Here is a 17,656-nt window from a genome sequence, read left to right on the forward strand (position 1 = left end):
AATATTATTGCTGCGTAGGAGCTGGGGTTGGCGTAGTACCGGTGGCACCAGGTGCTTTTTCAGGAGCCTTCTCGATCAGGTCCATGAACTGATCCAGTTTAGGCGTAATAATGATCTGGGTACGGCGGTTCTTTACCCTGCCGGCTTCAGTGCTGTTGTCAGCTATTGGGTTGTACTCGCCACGGCCACCAGCGGTCAAACGCTTAGGATCAACTCTGAACTGGTTCTGCAACGTTTGCACCACTGACGATGCCCGCAGGGCGCTCAGGTCCCAGTTGTTACGGATGTTGTTCGATTTGATCGGCACGTTATCGGTGTTACCTTCAACCAATACCTCGTAGTCTTTATAGTCGGTAATGATCTTAGCGATCTTGGTCAGGGTCGCATTAGCTTTGTCAGATATCTCGTAGCTGCCCGATTTATAAAGCATGTTGTCAGACAAAGAGATGTAAACCACACCTTTTAATACCTGTACGTTAACATCCTTCATTTCCGACTGACTTAACGAGCGAGTCAGGTTGTTGGTCAGTACCATGTTCAACGAGTCGCTCTTGTTCTTGCTATTCACCAGTTGCTGGATGTATTTGTTAGAAGAGTTGATCTCATCTACCAGTTTGCCGATGTTAGCATTACCCTGGCCCGAAGAGGTCAAACATTTATCCAATGCGTTCTGCAGGGCCTGCAGGTTGGCACGGCCGGCGCTGATCTGGTCCTCTAAACTCTTCACACGGTTATTGGCAACAGCCAGTTCTTGTTGACTGTTCAAAAATCTTACGTTAAGATCTTTGTTCTTGGCTTGCAAATCGTTGTGCTGGGTCTGTAATTCCTGGTACTTCTTATTGCTTACGCAACTTTGGGTAAGCAACAGTACTGCGCCTAAAGCCACAGGTAAAATGGTAAATTTCATTTGGTTAATGTTTAATTGAAAAAGGCTAAATCACGCTGCTAATGTATACAACTCAACGTTGTTTTGCGGTGGATATGGCCTTTTATTTAAAAAAATTCACACAACTTTAACAAAAGCAGTGCCGTTTGGTTTAATTGGGTCGGATCGATCGAACGGCATATGCACCTAAAAGTGCCCTGCGAGCGCTCAGACAATACAATTGCTTGGCTGACGGGCAGTGTTCCAGGTTTTAAGATGGATGCCATGCAAGTATCGAACTGTACGTTGTACGCTACGATCGTTCCTCGATAATGATGGCGGGGTTGATGGCCTTTAAGGCCGCAATAAACGCTGGCTTGTCTTTGGGCGACAGATATATCTCGTCGTAGGTATTGTAATGGATCACACAGCCATTGGTGCCTAATGCCGGTTTCAGTCCAACGAATTTGGTCTTGCCCACCTCGATCTTGCGGATGGTGCCGATATCGATCGAGCCATTTACCGGTCCCGAACGGTAGCGCAGCTCATCTCCGTCAATATCATAATAAGTGCCGAACCACATCCATAGCATAAAGGCACTCACGCCAGCCATTATCAGGATGTTCCATTGCTCCGCGCCGCCGTTACTTACCATTTGATAGCACAACACTGCCATCAACACCAATGCACCGAACAGGAGCAGCGTAACGAATGGGTTTTTATCTGACGAGTATCTCATATCCGTTTAAAAGCTGAAGCTGGCATTGGCATCAGGGTTATCGAGCTTGGTGCTCTGGCGTTTGCCGTTAACGGTCACGTGCAGCATGTTGATCTGCTCGGCATGTTCACTATACAGTAACTCATCATGTACTTCTATCTTTTGAACTTTCGGGATGCCCTTGACCTCGAGGTAGGCCCACGCGCCATCCTCTTGTATCTCGTAACCTAAGTAAGCCGGGTTCAGCACCTTGCCATCTACCTTAATGGTGAGGTGCTTGCGCACATAATCGGCAATGAACTGGTTAAGTTGCTCCTTGTTCTTGGGCTTAACGATATCCAGTTGAGTGTGGTACTGTTTCTCCAGCACATGCTCCAGGTCATCATAGAACATGCGGCAGCTGATCTGCACCGTGCGTTCTTTGGCGTTATGGTCGATCTCGGTCACGCTTACATAGAACGGGTGCAGCAAACTCAGGCAGGCCGCTGCCCAAAAGTGTAACATACTTATTAAGGTTGGTACCATGTGTACACAAAATAAGCTATTTTATCGCTAATTCAATAACTTGCGGGCCATGCATGACTTTCCACTATACTTTGAACTGGGATGGAAGCACATTTGCGATTGGCAGGGTTACGATCATATCCTATTTGTAACGGTGCTGTGCGGTACTTACCTGTTGGCTGATTGGCGTAAGGTGCTGATCCTGGTCACGGCCTTTACCATCGGGCATTCGGTGACCCTGGCCCTGAGTGCGCTCAATATCATCCGCGTTAATACCTCGCTCATCGAGTTCCTGATACCGGTCACGATCGTGATCACGGCGCTGATCAATATCCTTAAAAAGAAACGTTCGCCATCCACCGCCAAGATCATTTATGGTATGGCTTTGTTCTTTGGGTTGATACACGGGTTGGGCTTCTCCAACTACCTTAAAAGCTTATTGGGCAAAAGTACCAACATCACCTGGCAACTGCTGGCCTTTAACCTGGGCCTCGAGTTTGGGCAGGTGCTGATCGTCCTGGCTATCCTTATTTTGTCGTTCATTCTGCTTAATATCCTTAAATTACAGCGGCGGGAGTGGGTTTTATTCCTGTCTTCTGCTATATTTGGTATCGCATTGATCATGTGCATCGAACGTTTTACGCTCATCCATTTTAAATGAAAAAACTGAACTATTTATTGGCAGCCGCCATGCTGCTTGGGCATGCCGTTAGTGCCCAGCAGATCCAGTACAACCCGGGATCCAACCATGGTAACAAATTTGAGCAGTTGGGCAGTACTTACCTGGCCGACCCTAACATGTATCGGTCGGCATCGGGCGCACCTGGCCCTAAGTACTGGCAGCAAAAGGCCGACTATGTGATCAACGCCAAGCTGGATGACGACAAACAACGGTTAGATGGCACCGAGACCATCACCTACTACAATAACTCGCCCGACCCACTGACCTACCTGTGGTTACAGTTGGACGAGAACCAGCATAAAAAGGACGCCGAAAGCGCCAAATTTGATGAGAGCAAAATGCAGGACAAGATGACCCTGCGCCAACTGCAAACCATCATGGGCCATAACCTCGACCTGGGCAATCACATCGTGAGCGTGAAGGATGCTGCGGGCAACCCTTTAAAATATACCATTAACGAGACCATGATGCGTATCGAGCTGCCGCAAACGCTGGCAGCCGGTGCAAAATTCGCGTTCAAGATCGTGTGGTGGTACAACATATCTGACCGTTTGACCATTGGTGGTCGTGGTGGTTACGAGTACTTCCCGGAGGATAAGAACTACCTGTACACCATGGCGCAGTGGTATCCGCGCATGGCCGTTTACAGCGATTTTCAGGGCTGGCAAAACAAGCAGTTCACCGGTAGGGGAGAGTTCGCCCTGACCTTCGGCGATTTCAAAGTGAACATTGATGTGCCTGCCGACCATGTGGTAGATGGTACAGGCCAGTGCAGCAACTACGCCAGTGTGCTTACCGCCGCCCAGTACAAACGCTGGCAGCAGGCCCAAAATTCATACAAAGAACCGGTAGAAGTGGTGACGCTTGCCGAAGCTAAGAACGCTTTGAAAGGTCACGCTACTGCCCGCAAGACCTGGAGCTGGCATGCCGAGAACGTACGCGACTTTGCCTGGGTATCATCGCGCCGGGTGGTGTGGGATGCCATGGCCACCCAGATAGAGGGCGGCCGCAAGGTGATGGCCATGTCGGTATATGGTCCGGAAGCTTATGGCTTGTACCGCCGTTACAGCACCAAGGTGGTGGCGCATACCGTCAAGACCTATTCAAAATACACCATTCCGTACCCTTACCCATGTGCTACCTCGGTGGAGGCCAGCAACGGTATGGAGTACCCGATGATCTGCTTTAACTATGGCCGTACCGAAAAGGATGGTACTTATAGTGAGGCCACCAAGAACGGGATGATCGGCGTGATCATTCACGAAGTGGGGCACAACTTTTTCCCCATGATCGTGAACTCTGACGAACGCCAGTGGACCTGGATGGATGAAGGCCTGAACACCTTTTGCCAGTACTTGACCGAGCAGGAGTGGGACCCGGCATTCCCTTCTAATCGTGGTCCGGCTTACAAGATCGTTGATTACATGAAGCTGCCTAAGAACGAGCTTGAACCGATCATGACCAACTCAGAGAATATCCAGCGCTTTGGACCGAACGCTTACGCCAAGCCAGCCACTGCGCTGAATATCCTTCGTGAAACGGTGATGGGCCGGGAGTTGTTCGACTACGCCTTCAAGACTTACGCCAAGCGCTGGGCCTTCCATCACCCAACACCTACCGACTTTTTCCGCACCATGGAAGATGCCTCGGCCGTTGATCTTGACTGGTTTTGGAGAGGCTGGTTCTACGGCACCGACCCGGTAGATATATCGATCGATAGCGTGAAGTACTACCGCATGAACACCAAGAACCCGCAAGTGGAGGGTAATTACGACCGTGCGCAGTTCGACCGTAACCTGACCAACATCAGCACCACACGTAACAAGGCTGCGGGTACCCGTTTTGCCGTGGAAGCCGACACCGCCCTGCAGGATTTTTACAGCAAGTGGGATCGCTTTGCCGCCACACCGATCACCGAGCAAAGCTATAAGGCCATGTACAGCGCACTTACGCCAGAGGAGCGCAAAATTTACGAGAGCAAGAATTACTTTTACGAGATCAGCCTGAGCAATAAAGGTGGCCTGCCTATGCCGTTGTTCATCGAGTGGAACTATGCCGACGGTTCAAAAGAGCTGGAAAAGATATCGGCCTACATATGGCGCCACAATGAGTTGAACGTGACCAAGGTATTTGCTAAGACCAAAGAAGTGAAAAGCATTAAGCTTGACCCTTACCGCGAGACCGCCGACATTAACGAAGGCAACAACAGCTGGCCAAGAGAGTACACGCCAACCCGCTTCGAGCTCTTCAAACAGCAAAGCACCATACGCGGCGCCAGCACCGGAGGCAACCCCATGCAGGACGCAAGGAAAACGAATCCATGATCAAAAGAGCCGGTCGACAGACCGGCTTTTTTTGTTTAGATTTATGAGGTACCACAATAGCGGTTTTAAAAGATCAAACTATGTTTAACGGATGGAAGCTAACTAAATTTAATGCTATAAAAAGTATTATAAGTCTTGTACTGATTATTGGATTACTTATATGGCGCAAGCATGATCGTACAACAGGCGCGCAATTGGTCTTAGATGGTATTAAAGAAGACGAATTTTACGGCAGGGTCGATTCTGTTTTCAGAGATGCACGTGATCATAATATTCAGAAAGTAAAGTTGACCACTGGATATCAATATGGTCTTTATCCGGAATGGGAATCAATAGTTGAGAAAGGGGATTCTCTATCGAAGCCAAAGGGTTCTGTGATAGTTGTGGTATTCAAAAAAAATGGGACTAAGGTCAATTTTGATTATAGGGAATTAGTGAAGGATTGGAAAGATTAGTAAGCACAAGTGCTGACGCACGCGTGCCGCGTGTGACTCAATAACAGCGAACAAAACCCGCTTTCCTAACTCAATAATACAAACTTGAAATATATAGTAAAAAAGTGCGCCAGTGACACCTAACCACGAACAAACAATAAACAAGTGGAATGAGCTTGGCTTTTACTACGAATATGACAATGATTTAGGTCAATGGAGATTCATCGGAAGTAAAGATGGTCTTACTAAATTGGTCGATGTACTAATATTATATTCAAGCGATCCTAAAAATGGTGGTACGTCAGAACACTTGCATTTAGGACCCTATAGCTATTTAAAAATTATGACGTGGCACGAACCGGTTTTAACTTCGAGTCATATAGGGGGGACGCTTAAAGATCTGATGAGTCTTGGTAAATCGATCTCAGCGAAATTAGAGATTTGCAAGGTCGGGCAAATATTCAAAATAGGCAGAGAGTACTCACCATCCACTAAAACATCTCTGCTTTTTATTATTATGTCGAATGACTTTTTGCCGTCAAGCATAGAATTTGAAGGTTAGCTCCCAACGCTCCCGCAAGCATTCCGCTTGTGTAACTAGCTAAGTTTATAGTCGGTCCTGACCAGCCGGGCTATTGCTTTACCATCTATGTTGTACATTAAAGCACGAATTGTAAGCCAATCAAACCACAAGCGGGAAGCTTGAGGAGTGATGGTATCTCTAACTTAACAATGAAGATAGGTCCTAAAAGATAGGACAGATAAAACATGAAACTAAGTAAAGCAACTCTAATACGGTTGACCAGATCTGGTTTAGAAAGACTAGGATATAAAGCAATTAAAGATACAATTACTCCTGCCGAGGGATTATATCTCAAAGTGATCAACAATGACTATTATATTTCCCTTGGATTGACGATTTCTAGAAATTATGATCATCTTTTCACGGGTGCTTACTACCTATCAAGGAATACGACTTGGGCTACGATTGGGGCTGATGTTCCAAAAATGTCTTATCAAAGGATAGGTAATTTTTTAACTGAAGAGGAAAGACAAATGCTTTTAGGTGGTGAATATGCACAGCAAAAGAACGGAGATGCATGGTGGTGTTCCAACAGCGAAGCCAATTTGCTTGAATTTTTTGAAGCAGTGAGGCTAACTGAAAATCGATTTCTTAGACAACCGAATCTGATAGAACAGATCAACAGTAGTAACTTTATTAATGAGTTGTCTGATATGGCCAAAAAGACGATTTTGAGTGTTGAAGTAGTAGCGAAAAATAGCAACGAAGCATATCAATTTTCTCCTTCACGTCCAATTGATGGTATTCCAATAGCGTGGTTTAACGCAGCCGAAAAAGTAATAAGAGAAAGGAACGCTGTATTAAATGTTGATACGGTAAAGCGCTTAGCTGCTGATGCTTATCGTCAACATATACTTAACAGTTAAGTTCAGTTTTAAAAATTGTCGTTTACAAGGTAGCATCTTATTCATATATAATATTAAATTATATTTCGCTCCTGGTGATGGCGCACGCGGGCCGCGTGTGTCTTCTCTCATCGGCCGGCAACAATAAATAACCTTCCATGTTATGATATACGCAAGCGCCTCTATCTGACGGCACTGCAAGTATCACCATGAACATGAGCTTCAAAAAGATCCATTACACCTTTTTCGCGCTTTGGGCGGTTGTATGGGTGTTTATGGCTTTTCGTTTTGTGGCGATCATTAACGAGGTGAAGCCGCTAACCATTCATGATGTATATACAGATAGTTCGGGACCCAGTGGAGTGGTGAAAGGCTATTACATCAAACAGTATCATCACGGTGGGCCTGCACTGATCAGGCGCGGGTCAGACACCACACGCGATTATGCCGGTTTCACTTTAGCACGGCTATTATACCCAACCAGCCGGATCAACAACGCGCGCACCGTTACCTTCTATGCGGAGATCGCCGCTGATCATAAAAGCATCACACACTTCGCCGCAAAGGCAGGGACCAAACCCGCATCTAAACTGAGGCTGGTCATCGATATCATTGATCACTTATTGCTCAAGTTTAGTTTACTGAATACCGCATTCTTCATCGGCTCAACCTTGCTGGGCGACATTTACAAGCGGTTTAAAAAAGGGCAGGATGTGGGTGCTGAGGTGAAGGAAGTTTATGACCGATCTAATTTACAAATAGTAGGAATGTTTGCCTTACTAATGATGATCGTTATTTAAGCCTTTCTTGTTTTTGTATGCTGCAAGTTGGTTTTGCCATGTTCCAAGGAGGTTGTAAAATTTTCTGAAGAGATCTTTTACTATCTCGTCTTAGCAGTTTGTAGGAACGTGTACCTCTGATCGAGACGCATTACGTTTTGTAGATAGTTTCGCTTGTAATCGCAAAGCCATTCCTTTTAGTCATTCATATAAACAAAGGTCTTAGGTAATATTGATCTCAAGCGTGCTTTGTCTACCGCGCTAAAATTATTCCCATATATGTACAGTTGTGTTAGTACATCTGCTAAACCACTGAATTCTGTAGGAATGGTGCTAAGTTTGTTGTATGATAGCCAAAGTTTACTCAATTTGGGTAGTTTGAAGAGGCCTAAGGGGAGTGCTTGTAATTGGTTTTGATTTAAATTGATCTCGGTCAAGTTAGATAGATCTCCTATACTTTCAGGTAGTTCATTCAAACTCGAAAATTGGATGTCTAAGTAGGTCAGGGACTTGAGTCTTCCAAAATCTTTCGGTAGTTGCTCTATATGTCCACCAAGTATCAGATACTTGAGTGCGGTCAATTGAGAAAAAGAATTAGGCAATGTTTTGAATGTTCCACCTACCGTCAAGGTTATAAGTTCCTTCATATTACCAAAACTCTCGGGCAAAGAGGAAAGTTGAGGTGTAGTTAAAAGTAGTTGCTTTAACCTTAGATTTCCGAAGTTGGATGGTAGGCTCGTATATTTTCCGATCAGTGATAAAGTGTCTAATGAGGCCAAATTGCCGAAATCGTCCGGTAGCTTCACCGAGGTCGCGCCGCAATCCCATTCCATTCGGCGCAACTTGGAGAGTTTAGAGACCGACGCTGGTATACTCTCCTGTGTTGTTACCGTGATAAATTCCAAGTTCTCCATATTACCTAAATTGGCAGGTAGCTTTTCAACTGAATTGAGAGAGCAATCAAAGACCTTTAATTTTTTTAATCTGCTTATGCTTTCTGGGACATATTTAAGGCCGATAGAACTCAATTTCCAATATTCAAGACTTTCCAGATCACCTACACTTTCGGGTAGGGAATAGATCTGAGCCCCATACTGTGTATTACTCATTAACAATTTTTTTAGCTTTTTCAAGTTCCCGATGTTAGATGCAACAGATGATATACCAGTACCGTCGACATTCAAATATTCAAGATTCCGATATATTTCTCCAATAACTTCAGGAAATTTATTAATTGAGCTGCCTTGTAATCGCAATTCCTTTAAATGCTTCAAGGCTTGTACTGACGGGAAGGCTGCAGTATCTTGTAGTATCCAGCCAAATTTACTTGAGCTAAGGTCAAGTTTTGTAATGTGGCCATTTTCATAACTTACACGGTATGAACGAGAATCTAATTGTAATGCATCTAATGCTTCGCTCTCTAAATAGTCGCCGGTTTTTATGTTTAAAGTGGTTGAAGCATGTTTGCTGCCATAATAAGTGGTCCATGTGATCTTGTAGTTACGATTAGCGTAGCATTGCAATAGAATATTAGGTGAATTGATATCAGGTATCACAGTCCCACCAAAGTTCTGGGTATTTAGTGATGCATACTTACCATCTATTGACCATACACCTCCTTCATAATTTTTTGCGGTCAAATAAAGTCGGGTGGAAGTACCCGGCGCAGCATTACTTATTGACGCTTGAAGGGGCTTAAAACTAACCTTTACTGTTGATTCAGAGTATTTAGTGGTTCCTGACGTTACTGTCCATCGTAGTTCATAACTCTCCCCCGGCATACCATTGAATTTTGAATCAGGTCTGGTATCATTAGAGAAATAAACCTTACTTTCTATCAATCCTTTTGATATCGTCCATTTTCCATTTTGCCCGTCTTTGAGGGCATCTGCATTCAAGGTCACTTGAAAATCTTCTACATCAGTTTGATTAGTTCCAGCGGTCGAAAAAGGTTGAGCTGGCTTCTCGGTATGTAGGATCTCTTTTTTGCATGAAAAGAACATACATAGCGCCACCGAAAGAAATAGGTTCCTAAAAATGATCATGATAACTGCGATACGGTTTTGTGTATAAAAATACAAAGTCTATTTTAATATGGCCATTAAGGATCCGGCTGATTTTTCTACATAAAGAATTTGTTCGTATAGAATGATCACATATTTTTACAAGAATGACCGGCCGTATGAGACCTATTTTACTCTTATTAGTTATATTAATAATTTTCTCTGGCTGTAAAAAAACGCAGGTCATTGCAGATATTGAGCCTAGCTCGTTCAGAATTTCGATATTACCGATACGAACGGTAAGCTTGAATCAGTATAAAATTACTGGAACTTTAGAAGTTAGGAATGCTACAGCGGATATAAGTTACGGAGTATTGGTTGGTACAACGATCGATCCGACCATTGACAACGCAGTTAAATATCCAATAGGTAATGCTAAGAATTCAGTCGACTTCACACGCGACCTATCTGACCTGAACCCGAGTAATTTTTATTATGTCAGAGCCTACGCACAGATAGGGAAATTTGTAGAGTATTCTGCAAATCAAACTATCACCAAAAAGTCCCCCTGATATATGTATGGCTGTTATTATATAGATCATCTGCTATTTTATTGCTCGAACTAATACACTCGTTAACTTCATTACCTCGGGGTAGACTAGGGTATTTTGTAATGCTCCTTAAGCAAATAAAACTAGGTTATAATACCCTCGATTCATATGTCCTGAGTAGCACTGTAGTTAATTAGTTGCGACGTTGTTAAAATGTAAGCCTCTCCTGCATAAACGCCAGCATATAGGCGATATGTCAGAAGGCATTGATTATCAAATTGCAGCAAATAAAAGGAACTTAAAAGCAGTGTTGCGGGTAGGGCGGCTAAAATCAAAGTACAGGAACAGGTAGCAACAGGGCTTGGCCGCAAATTTTCTTATGCGTTGCTTTTTTTGTATGGAACTGACGTTCACAGGCGGACGTATACTCACTTCACCAAGCCTACTCGGCGCTGGAGGAGGTTACAGCACTGATAAAAGTCTGAATTTCCTCCGCAGAGGTTGCTTCGTGCCTCGCAATGACGAAAGTGGTGATACGTATCGCTGGTATAAATTAGTATAGGTCTGCCAAGCTATCGCTCGCAATGCCATGAGAAGTGGGCAGGTCAGCAAAAAGCCGGTGATCAACCGGCTTTTTGTAGGTCATATGGGTAACGTACGTTTTGGCTAATGGTATCTACCACGTTGCGGTCAAAAGGGACTCCCCATTTGATGCTGCCATGGCCGCTGTTGGGCTCGATGTTGAGCTGGGCCAGGTAAATGCCGTCAAAATATACTTTGTATTCGTTGTTGCCTTGAGGCTCTACGGTGCAATCTCTATGTTTACCGCCCCATTCCATCTGGAATCGTGTGGCGTTGTGGTTAGTTGTCGTTTCCATGCTTCAATCTATACAACAAATTTGCCAATAGGTATTCACATGGTTCAATAGCTATCGCTCAGGTCAGTGAGTGTTCATTGTAGCGATCAGTGAACGTTTTAATATCCCCATTTTTAGGATAGTAAAGTGTACACTGATCAGCGTACCTTGTTGAATACGAGGTATGACTGCCCGCAAAGTGCATTAGGTGGACAAAGGTAACCCATGGTTAGCACTGATGCATTATTAGTGACCGAGTAGGGGATGCTGGCCTCGGCAAAGGTGCCCTGTTGTAAGGTAAGTTCCTTTTCGTCGCGGTAATTGTCGGGACCCGTGTAATTGCCGTACTCCCTGATCTCGGTCAACTCCAGTATGTAAACGTATACTCAGATACCCAGGTCTGTGAGGGGGACGTCTTTAGTTCAGCTACCCAGGTGCCGGTAAGCGGCTCGTTTTGTAAAGGGTTCTACCTTGTCGTTGTGGCAGGCGCCAATGATCAGGCATGTAATGATGCTTAGGTACAGGTATGAGGTTCTCAGGTGTTGTTGTGATATACCGCCCATGAGTTGGATCGCCAAATGTTATAACACATCACAAAAACTTAATATTGATCACCGCCGCCACAACAAAAGCCGGCATTTGCCCAGCTTTAATTACTTTTGATCACACATTGTAAGTAACATGAAAAAGTATCTTTTCATTTCGCTGCTGGCATTGGCTGCCTGCAGCATCAATAAGCAGATGGCAAATACGGCACATACCTCTACCGTGAACAACGGTAAAGTGTGGGCATCGGTGTGGCAGCAACGTTCGGCAGAGTATAAGGCATTGTGCTTTCAGGCTTATAACACGGCTCGCTGGCATCTGGATGATGTGTTGAAGACCCCGTCATCAAAGCCTTTGGCCATCGTGACCGATATCGATGAGACCGTGTTAGACAATAGTCCGCATGATGCGCAGCGCGCCATCCATGATCAGGACTATGAGCTGGCCGCCTGGAAGGCCTGGACCGCTAAAGCTGCCTGCGATACCGTTGCCGGTGCACCGGCGTTCTTCAAGTATGCCGCCAGCAAAGGCGTCACCATATTCTACATCACCAACCGTGATGAGGACGAACGCCCTGGCACGTTACGTAACCTGCAAAAGTACGCCCTGCCCAATGCCGATAACGAGCATTTGTTGTTACGTACCAGTGGCTCGAGTAAGGAGGCCCGTCGCCAGCAGGTGTTGAGTAAGTATAACATCGTAATGCTTTGCGGGGATAACCTGGCCGATCTGGATAAAATGTATGATAACCACCCTGCCGAGGCCGGTCGCGATAACACCACGCGTCAGCTGGCTGGCCAGTTCGGTGCGCGATACATCGTGCTGCCTAACCCAAGCTACGGCGATTGGGAAGGCGCTTTATTCAACTTCAATTATAAGCTTACCCCTGCTCAAAAGGATTCGGTGATCAAAGCCAAAATGCGCTTTGATGATAAATAATTGTTAAGTTTTTGTTGGCGCCGAAATGCCCGGCTACTAAGGGTTATTTTTGGATGAACTTATGAAACGGACATCCATTAATAGAACTTTACGCCTGGGCATGGCGCTGCTCGTATGCTCATTGCCGGTGCTGGCGCAGCAACTGCCGGGCAAGTTACCTACAGGGCAGGTGTTGCTCCCCAACGGTTGGAAGCTGAGCCCCGCCGGCCGTGCGTTACCCTTGGGCGATCTGCCGTTAAATATTCAATTATCATCATCAGGGCATCTGCTGGCCGTTACCAACAACGGTCAAAGCAAGCAATCGGTACAACTGATCGATCCGCGCACCGAGAAACTGCTCGACCAGCAGGTGGTGGCCAAGTCATGGTATGGGTTAGCTTTCAGCAATGATGAAAAGCATCTTTATGCTTCAGGCGGCAACGATAACTGGATCTACCGTTTCAACATACATGATAACAAATTGGGCAAGCCTGATACCCTGCGCTTGGGTAAACCCTGGCCCAATAAGGTTTGCCCCACCGGCATAGCCGTCAATAAGGCCGATACGCGCCTGTATACCGTTACCAAAGAGGATAGCACTTTGTATGTGCTCGACCCCGCCGCCGGTAAGATCTTAAGTAAGACCAAACTTGCGTCCGAAGCCTACAGCTGCATCTTATCGGCCGATGAACGCACGCTGTATGTTTCCTTATGGGGCAGGGCACAGGTAGCTGTGTATGATGTGGCGTCGGGAAAGGTGGTCAGGACCATCGCCACCGGCAGCCACCCTAACGAGTTACTATTGAACAAGAAGAACACGCTGCTGTACGTGGCTAACGCTAACGACAACAGCGTATCGGTGATCGATACCCGCACCAACAAGGTGATCGAGACCATATCGGTAGCGCTTTACCCCACCAAACTTACCGGTGCCACCACCAACGGGCTCGCGCTATCGCCCGATAATAAGACGCTTTACATTGCCAATGCCGATAATAATTGCCTGGCCGTATTGGATGTGACCATGCCGGGCAACAGTAAAAGCCGTGGATTCATCCCGGTGGGTTGGTATCCCACTAATCTGAAAACGTTAGGCAACAAGATACTGGTGGCCAATGGTAAGGGTTTCACCTCTATGGCCAACCCTAACGGCCCGCAGCCTGTGCTCAAGACCGACGATAGCGGCCATCATATCGGCTCTACCAATAGCCGCAGCCAGTACATTGGCGGGTTGTTCAAGGGTACTTTATCATTCATCGATAGGCCCGATGCGGACAAATTAAAGACCTACACCAAACAGGTTTACGCCAACACGCCGTTCAACAACACCACAGAGAAGATAGCGCCGGGCGAGACCGATAACCCGATCCCGCGCAAGCTGGGTGATAGGTCGCCGATCAAATATGTGTTCTATATCATTAAAGAGAACCGTACATACGACCAGGTGCTGGGCGATGTGCCGCAGGGCAACGGTGACACCTCGTTATGCATCTTCGGTAAAAAGGTGACACCTAATCATCATGCCATTGCGGGCGACTACGTGCTGCTCGATAACTTTTACGTGAACGCCGAGGTAAGTGCCGACGGCCATAATTGGAGCACCGCCGCCTACGCTACCGACTATACCGAAAAGACCTGGCCTACCAGCTATGGTGGCCGTGGCGGAACTTACGACTACGAAGGCTCGCGCCAGGTAGCTTACCCGCGCGATGGTTACATATGGGACTACTGCAAACGCGCCGGTATCAGCTACCGCACCTATGGCGAGTTCGGCGCGTACGGCAAAACCGAGCTTAAGTCGCTTAAAGGGCATGTGGCGCCTAAGTCGCCGGGTTTTGATATGGACATCAAGGATGTGCTGCGTGCCCAGCTTTGGGCGCAAGACCTCGATTCGTTGCTGAAGATCGATGCGGTGCCGCGTTTCAACACGATCCGTATCTCTAATGATCATACCAGCGGCCAAAAAAAGGGAAAGATATCACCCATAGCTGCCGTGGCCGATAACGACCAGGGCATCGGCATGATCCTTGAACATTTGTCGCACACGCCCATATGGAAGGAATCGGTGGTGTTCATACTGGAAGATGACGCCCAGAACGGCCCTGACCATGTGGATGCGCACAGGTCGCCGGTATTTGTGGCCGGGCCATACGTGAAGCGTAACGCCGTTGTCCATCAGATGTACTCTACCTCTGGCGTACTCCGCACCATCGAGCTTATACTGGGCCTTCCGCCTATGAGCCAGTACGATGCCGCCTCTATACCGTTGTTCGAGTGCTTCACCTCAAAGCCTGATCTTACACCGTACACGTTGCGCCCAGCCCAGGTAGACCTGGAGCGCCGCAACGTGTCTAACAATGAAAGTAGCCGCCGTTCGGAGCTGTTCAACTTCGCAAGGGAGGACGCCATCCCTGACCTTGACCTTAACGAGGTGGTGTGGAAATATGTAAAAGGAGAAAATTCGGTGATGCCCGCACCAAAACGCAGTGCGTTTGTTATACTCGAAGCCAAAAAGAAACGCGACGATGATGATGACTGAGAAGTTGCTAACTTAGAGGCATAACCTTTTACACATAAACCATTATGATCATTATCGAGAACGATCGCCTTCGCGTGGCGATCAGCGGTAAAGGAGCGCAGCTAAGTTCGTTGTACAATAAAGGCACCCACATTGAGCATATGTGGCAGGCCGATCCCAATGTGTGGCCTTGGCATGCGCCTAACCTGTTCCCCATCGTAGGTGGGTTATACAATAACCAGTTGAATGTTGATGGCCAAAGCTATGAGCTGCCCCGCCATGGCTTTGCCCGGCAATCTGAATTTGAGCTGATCGGCTGCTCGGCAACGCATGCCGTGTTCCAGCTAACGGCCGATGAGGAAACATTGGCTGTGTACCCTTACCAGTTCGCATTCCAGGTGCTGTACGACCTTTTCGATAATACCCTGCGTGTTACCTACAAAGTGATCAACCTTGATGATAAGACCATTTACTTTTCGGTAGGGGGGCACCCGGCGTTCAACGTGCCTTTTGGCGTAGGCGAAAGATATGAGGATTACTACCTCGAATTTGAGGTGGACGAAGCGCTGCATACGCACATGCTATCGCCAGCCGGCTACTTCAATGGCGAGACCCGTCCGGTGATGACCGAAGGCGGCAAGCTGAAACTGACGCGCTCGCTCTTCAACGCCGATGCGCTGGTACTTAAAGACCTGAAAAGCCGTAAGGTGACCATTCGGTCGGCTCATAGTGAGCATTCACTTTCGGTGGAGTTCCCACACTTTAAACAGTTAGGCATATGGGCAAAACCCGGAGCTGATTTCGTTTGCATCGAACCTTGGCTGGGCTACGCCGATGCTGATGGCAGCGCTGTAGATATCAAAGATAAAGAAGGCATCCAAAAGGTAGACCACGGTCACGTTTTCGAAGCCGCTTACACCATCAGCGTGAGCTGATCATAGTATATACCATTTTCTTCAAAAGCCGTTCGGATAAACCTGAACGGCTTTTTTTAATTAATAATATTGCCTTTACGTTCAATACGATATCTTAGGGCTTTAAACCTTACACATTCCTATGCGGGTATTCTTCCTCTATGTCACGTTGTTGTTAAGCATCAACACCTACGGCCAAAAGATCAAATTTTACGATAACATCGATGCCGGTTTGGCCAAAGCTCGGCAAACCAAAAAGCCCCTATTTGTGATGGTAGGTCCGCTCGGACTGACCACTGAATTCAAACCTACAGGCACGGTCAAGTTTGAGCCGGGTTTCAATAACAAGGAAGTGGTGGAGCTGTATAACAGCAAATTTGTGAATGTCAACATTAACATAGCCGACTCCACCATTGTCGCCTTCCGCAAATTTTATCCGCAAAAGATCGACCCGTATCCCGCCTATCTGTTCTTCGATCACAAAGGCGGGCTTTTATATAAGGGCACTCCCGTTATCACCTCAACGGCAAAGCCCTATATCGATATGGCTAATGCCGCTTTGGCGGCCATATCAGGCAACACCATTAGCAAATATGAAGAATTGCGCAGCGCCGGTAAACTCACTAAGCAGGGTTTGAAGGATTACATACTGCTTAAAGAAAAGTTAGGGTTGTTCGATAACGCCAAACTGATTGACGAGTATGTGGAGCAAATGACCATTAAGGAGTTCGATAACTATAACGAGATCCTATTTATCATGAACGCCGGGCCTATCGCTTACGGAAAGACCTACAATTTATGCTATACCAATAGCCGCAAGTTGGTGGACAGCTTGTATAAAACTGAACCATTAGCAGCAAGAGTGGCGATAAACAACCATATCATGAGCAACACCCGCGCCGAGGCGATACGCACCAAGAACGTGAGCCTGGCACAGCAGTTGGCTGGTTTCAGTAGCCGCACTGTAAGGGCTATCAAGAATTATGACGTGATCAACAAGCGTTACTCATGGGAAATGGTGAATTACTATTACGAGGTGAAGGATACTGCCAATTACTTTAGGGAGGCCATACGATACTGCGATAACTTTTATATGCGTATCACTGCCGATTCGATCAAGAAACTGCGCGATAAAAGCATGGAGGATAGCCGAAAAGCAAGTATGGATCGACTAAGGTCGATGAACCCCAACGCCAAGGTAGGGACGGTAGTGACGGCCGATACGCAAGGTAAGGTGCGCCGCACCGTGGTGACCAGCATTGTTAGTACTGGCACGGTGGCTAATGATGTGCCCAGCGTGCTTAACAATGTGGCCTACAACTTTTATACACTGGGTACACGTGACCCGGCAAACCTCACCAAGGCATTATTGTGGGTAAAGCGCGCCATCAACCTGTCGCCCGGCAACCATGCCTATTATGATACCATGGCCCACCTGCTATACCGTTTAGACCTGATAGACGAGGCCATTATCAACCAAAATAAAGCGGTGCAATTAGCCCAAGATCAAAAGCCTGCCATGCCGGCAAGCTACGTAAGCAGGCTACGCCAGGAGCTTGACAAAATGAGGACGCACACCCTGTAAGTAATAGAAAAAGGGAGCTGATCTACACAT

General features: G+C 46.7%; 16 protein-coding genes. 9 read left to right on the forward strand and 7 right to left on the reverse strand.

Going from position 1 to position 17,656, the window contains the following annotated elements; all coding sequences use genetic code 11:
* Positions 1-4 precede the first annotated feature (4 nt).
* The 3 genes from LLH06_RS05350 to LLH06_RS05360 all read right to left on the reverse strand — a co-directional run bounded on the left by LLH06_RS05350 (position 5) and on the right by LLH06_RS05360 (position 2,087).
* A complete protein-coding gene (locus tag LLH06_RS05350; protein ID WP_228172231.1) occupies positions 5-907 on the reverse strand; it encodes an OmpA family protein in 903 nt (300 codons plus the stop codon).
* 271 nt (positions 908-1,178) lie between these two features.
* Entirely contained in the window at positions 1,179-1,604 is a 426-nt protein-coding gene (locus LLH06_RS05355) for a PH domain-containing protein (protein ID WP_228172232.1), read from the reverse strand.
* Positions 1,605-1,610: 6 nt separating this feature from the next.
* Positions 1,611-2,087, reverse strand: coding sequence for a DUF6702 family protein (locus LLH06_RS05360; RefSeq protein WP_228172233.1), 477 nt, complete (start codon positions 2,085-2,087; stop codon positions 1,611-1,613).
* A 70-nt stretch (positions 2,088-2,157) separates the two neighbouring features.
* On the opposite strand from LLH06_RS05360, the gene LLH06_RS05365 reads away from it, so the two are divergent.
* The 5 genes from LLH06_RS05365 (at position 2,158) to LLH06_RS05385 (ending at position 7,755) form a co-directional block, all read left to right on the forward strand.
* Entirely contained in the window at positions 2,158-2,748 is a 591-nt protein-coding gene (locus LLH06_RS05365; protein ID WP_228172234.1) for a HupE/UreJ family protein, read from the forward strand.
* Positions 2,745-5,093: a M1 family metallopeptidase gene (locus tag LLH06_RS05370; protein ID WP_228172235.1), complete on the forward strand. Its 2,349-nt coding sequence runs from the start codon at positions 2,745-2,747 to the stop codon at positions 5,091-5,093. The genes LLH06_RS05365 and LLH06_RS05370 overlap by 4 nt, the downstream gene beginning before the upstream one ends.
* Positions 5,094-5,173: 80 nt before the next feature.
* On the forward strand, positions 5,174-5,548 hold the full coding sequence (locus tag LLH06_RS05375) for a hypothetical protein (RefSeq protein WP_228172236.1): 375 nt from the start codon (positions 5,174-5,176) through the stop codon (positions 5,546-5,548).
* A gap of 747 nt (positions 5,549-6,295) precedes the next feature.
* On the forward strand, positions 6,296-6,976 hold the full coding sequence (locus tag LLH06_RS05380) for a hypothetical protein (RefSeq protein ID WP_228172237.1): 681 nt from the start codon (positions 6,296-6,298) through the stop codon (positions 6,974-6,976).
* 188 nt (positions 6,977-7,164) lie between these two features.
* Complete coding sequence (locus LLH06_RS05385) at positions 7,165-7,755, forward strand: hypothetical protein (protein ID WP_228172238.1); 591 nt, start codon at positions 7,165-7,167, stop codon at positions 7,753-7,755.
* A 176-nt stretch (positions 7,756-7,931) separates the two neighbouring features.
* On the opposite strand, the gene LLH06_RS05390 is transcribed toward LLH06_RS05385, so the two are convergent.
* The 4 genes from LLH06_RS05390 to LLH06_RS05405 form a co-directional block, all read right to left on the reverse strand.
* Positions 7,932-9,815, reverse strand: a complete 1,884-nt coding sequence (locus tag LLH06_RS05390; RefSeq protein WP_228172239.1) for a leucine-rich repeat domain-containing protein — start codon at positions 9,813-9,815, stop codon at positions 7,932-7,934.
* 1,096 nt (positions 9,816-10,911) lie between these two features.
* Positions 10,912-11,166, reverse strand: a complete 255-nt coding sequence (locus tag LLH06_RS05395; protein WP_228172240.1) for a hypothetical protein — start codon at positions 11,164-11,166, stop codon at positions 10,912-10,914.
* Between the two features lie 137 nt (positions 11,167-11,303).
* Entirely contained in the window at positions 11,304-11,510 is a 207-nt protein-coding gene (locus LLH06_RS05400; RefSeq protein WP_228172241.1) for a hypothetical protein, read from the reverse strand.
* Positions 11,511-11,567: 57 nt separating this feature from the next.
* Positions 11,568-11,723, reverse strand: coding sequence for a hypothetical protein (locus tag LLH06_RS05405; RefSeq protein WP_228172242.1), 156 nt, complete (start codon positions 11,721-11,723; stop codon positions 11,568-11,570).
* 103 nt (positions 11,724-11,826) lie between these two features.
* On the opposite strand from LLH06_RS05405, the gene LLH06_RS05410 reads away from it, so the two are divergent.
* From LLH06_RS05410 to LLH06_RS05425, 4 genes are all read left to right on the forward strand, one after another.
* Entirely contained in the window at positions 11,827-12,630 is an 804-nt protein-coding gene (locus tag LLH06_RS05410; RefSeq protein ID WP_228172243.1) for a 5'-nucleotidase, lipoprotein e(P4) family, read from the forward strand.
* A gap of 61 nt (positions 12,631-12,691) precedes the next feature.
* Positions 12,692-15,148, forward strand: coding sequence for a beta-propeller fold lactonase family protein (locus tag LLH06_RS05415; RefSeq protein WP_228172244.1), 2,457 nt, complete (start codon positions 12,692-12,694; stop codon positions 15,146-15,148).
* 44 nt (positions 15,149-15,192) lie between these two features.
* Entirely contained in the window at positions 15,193-16,062 is an 870-nt protein-coding gene (locus tag LLH06_RS05420) for an aldose 1-epimerase family protein (RefSeq protein ID WP_228172245.1), read from the forward strand.
* 121 nt (positions 16,063-16,183) lie between these two features.
* Positions 16,184-17,626, forward strand: coding sequence for a thioredoxin domain-containing protein (locus LLH06_RS05425; RefSeq protein ID WP_228172246.1), 1,443 nt, complete (start codon positions 16,184-16,186; stop codon positions 17,624-17,626).
* Positions 17,627-17,656: the final 30 nt, after the last annotated feature.

The sequence above is a fragment of the Mucilaginibacter daejeonensis genome, from assembly GCF_020783335.1.
Classification (GTDB): domain Bacteria; phylum Bacteroidota; class Bacteroidia; order Sphingobacteriales; family Sphingobacteriaceae; genus Mucilaginibacter; species Mucilaginibacter daejeonensis.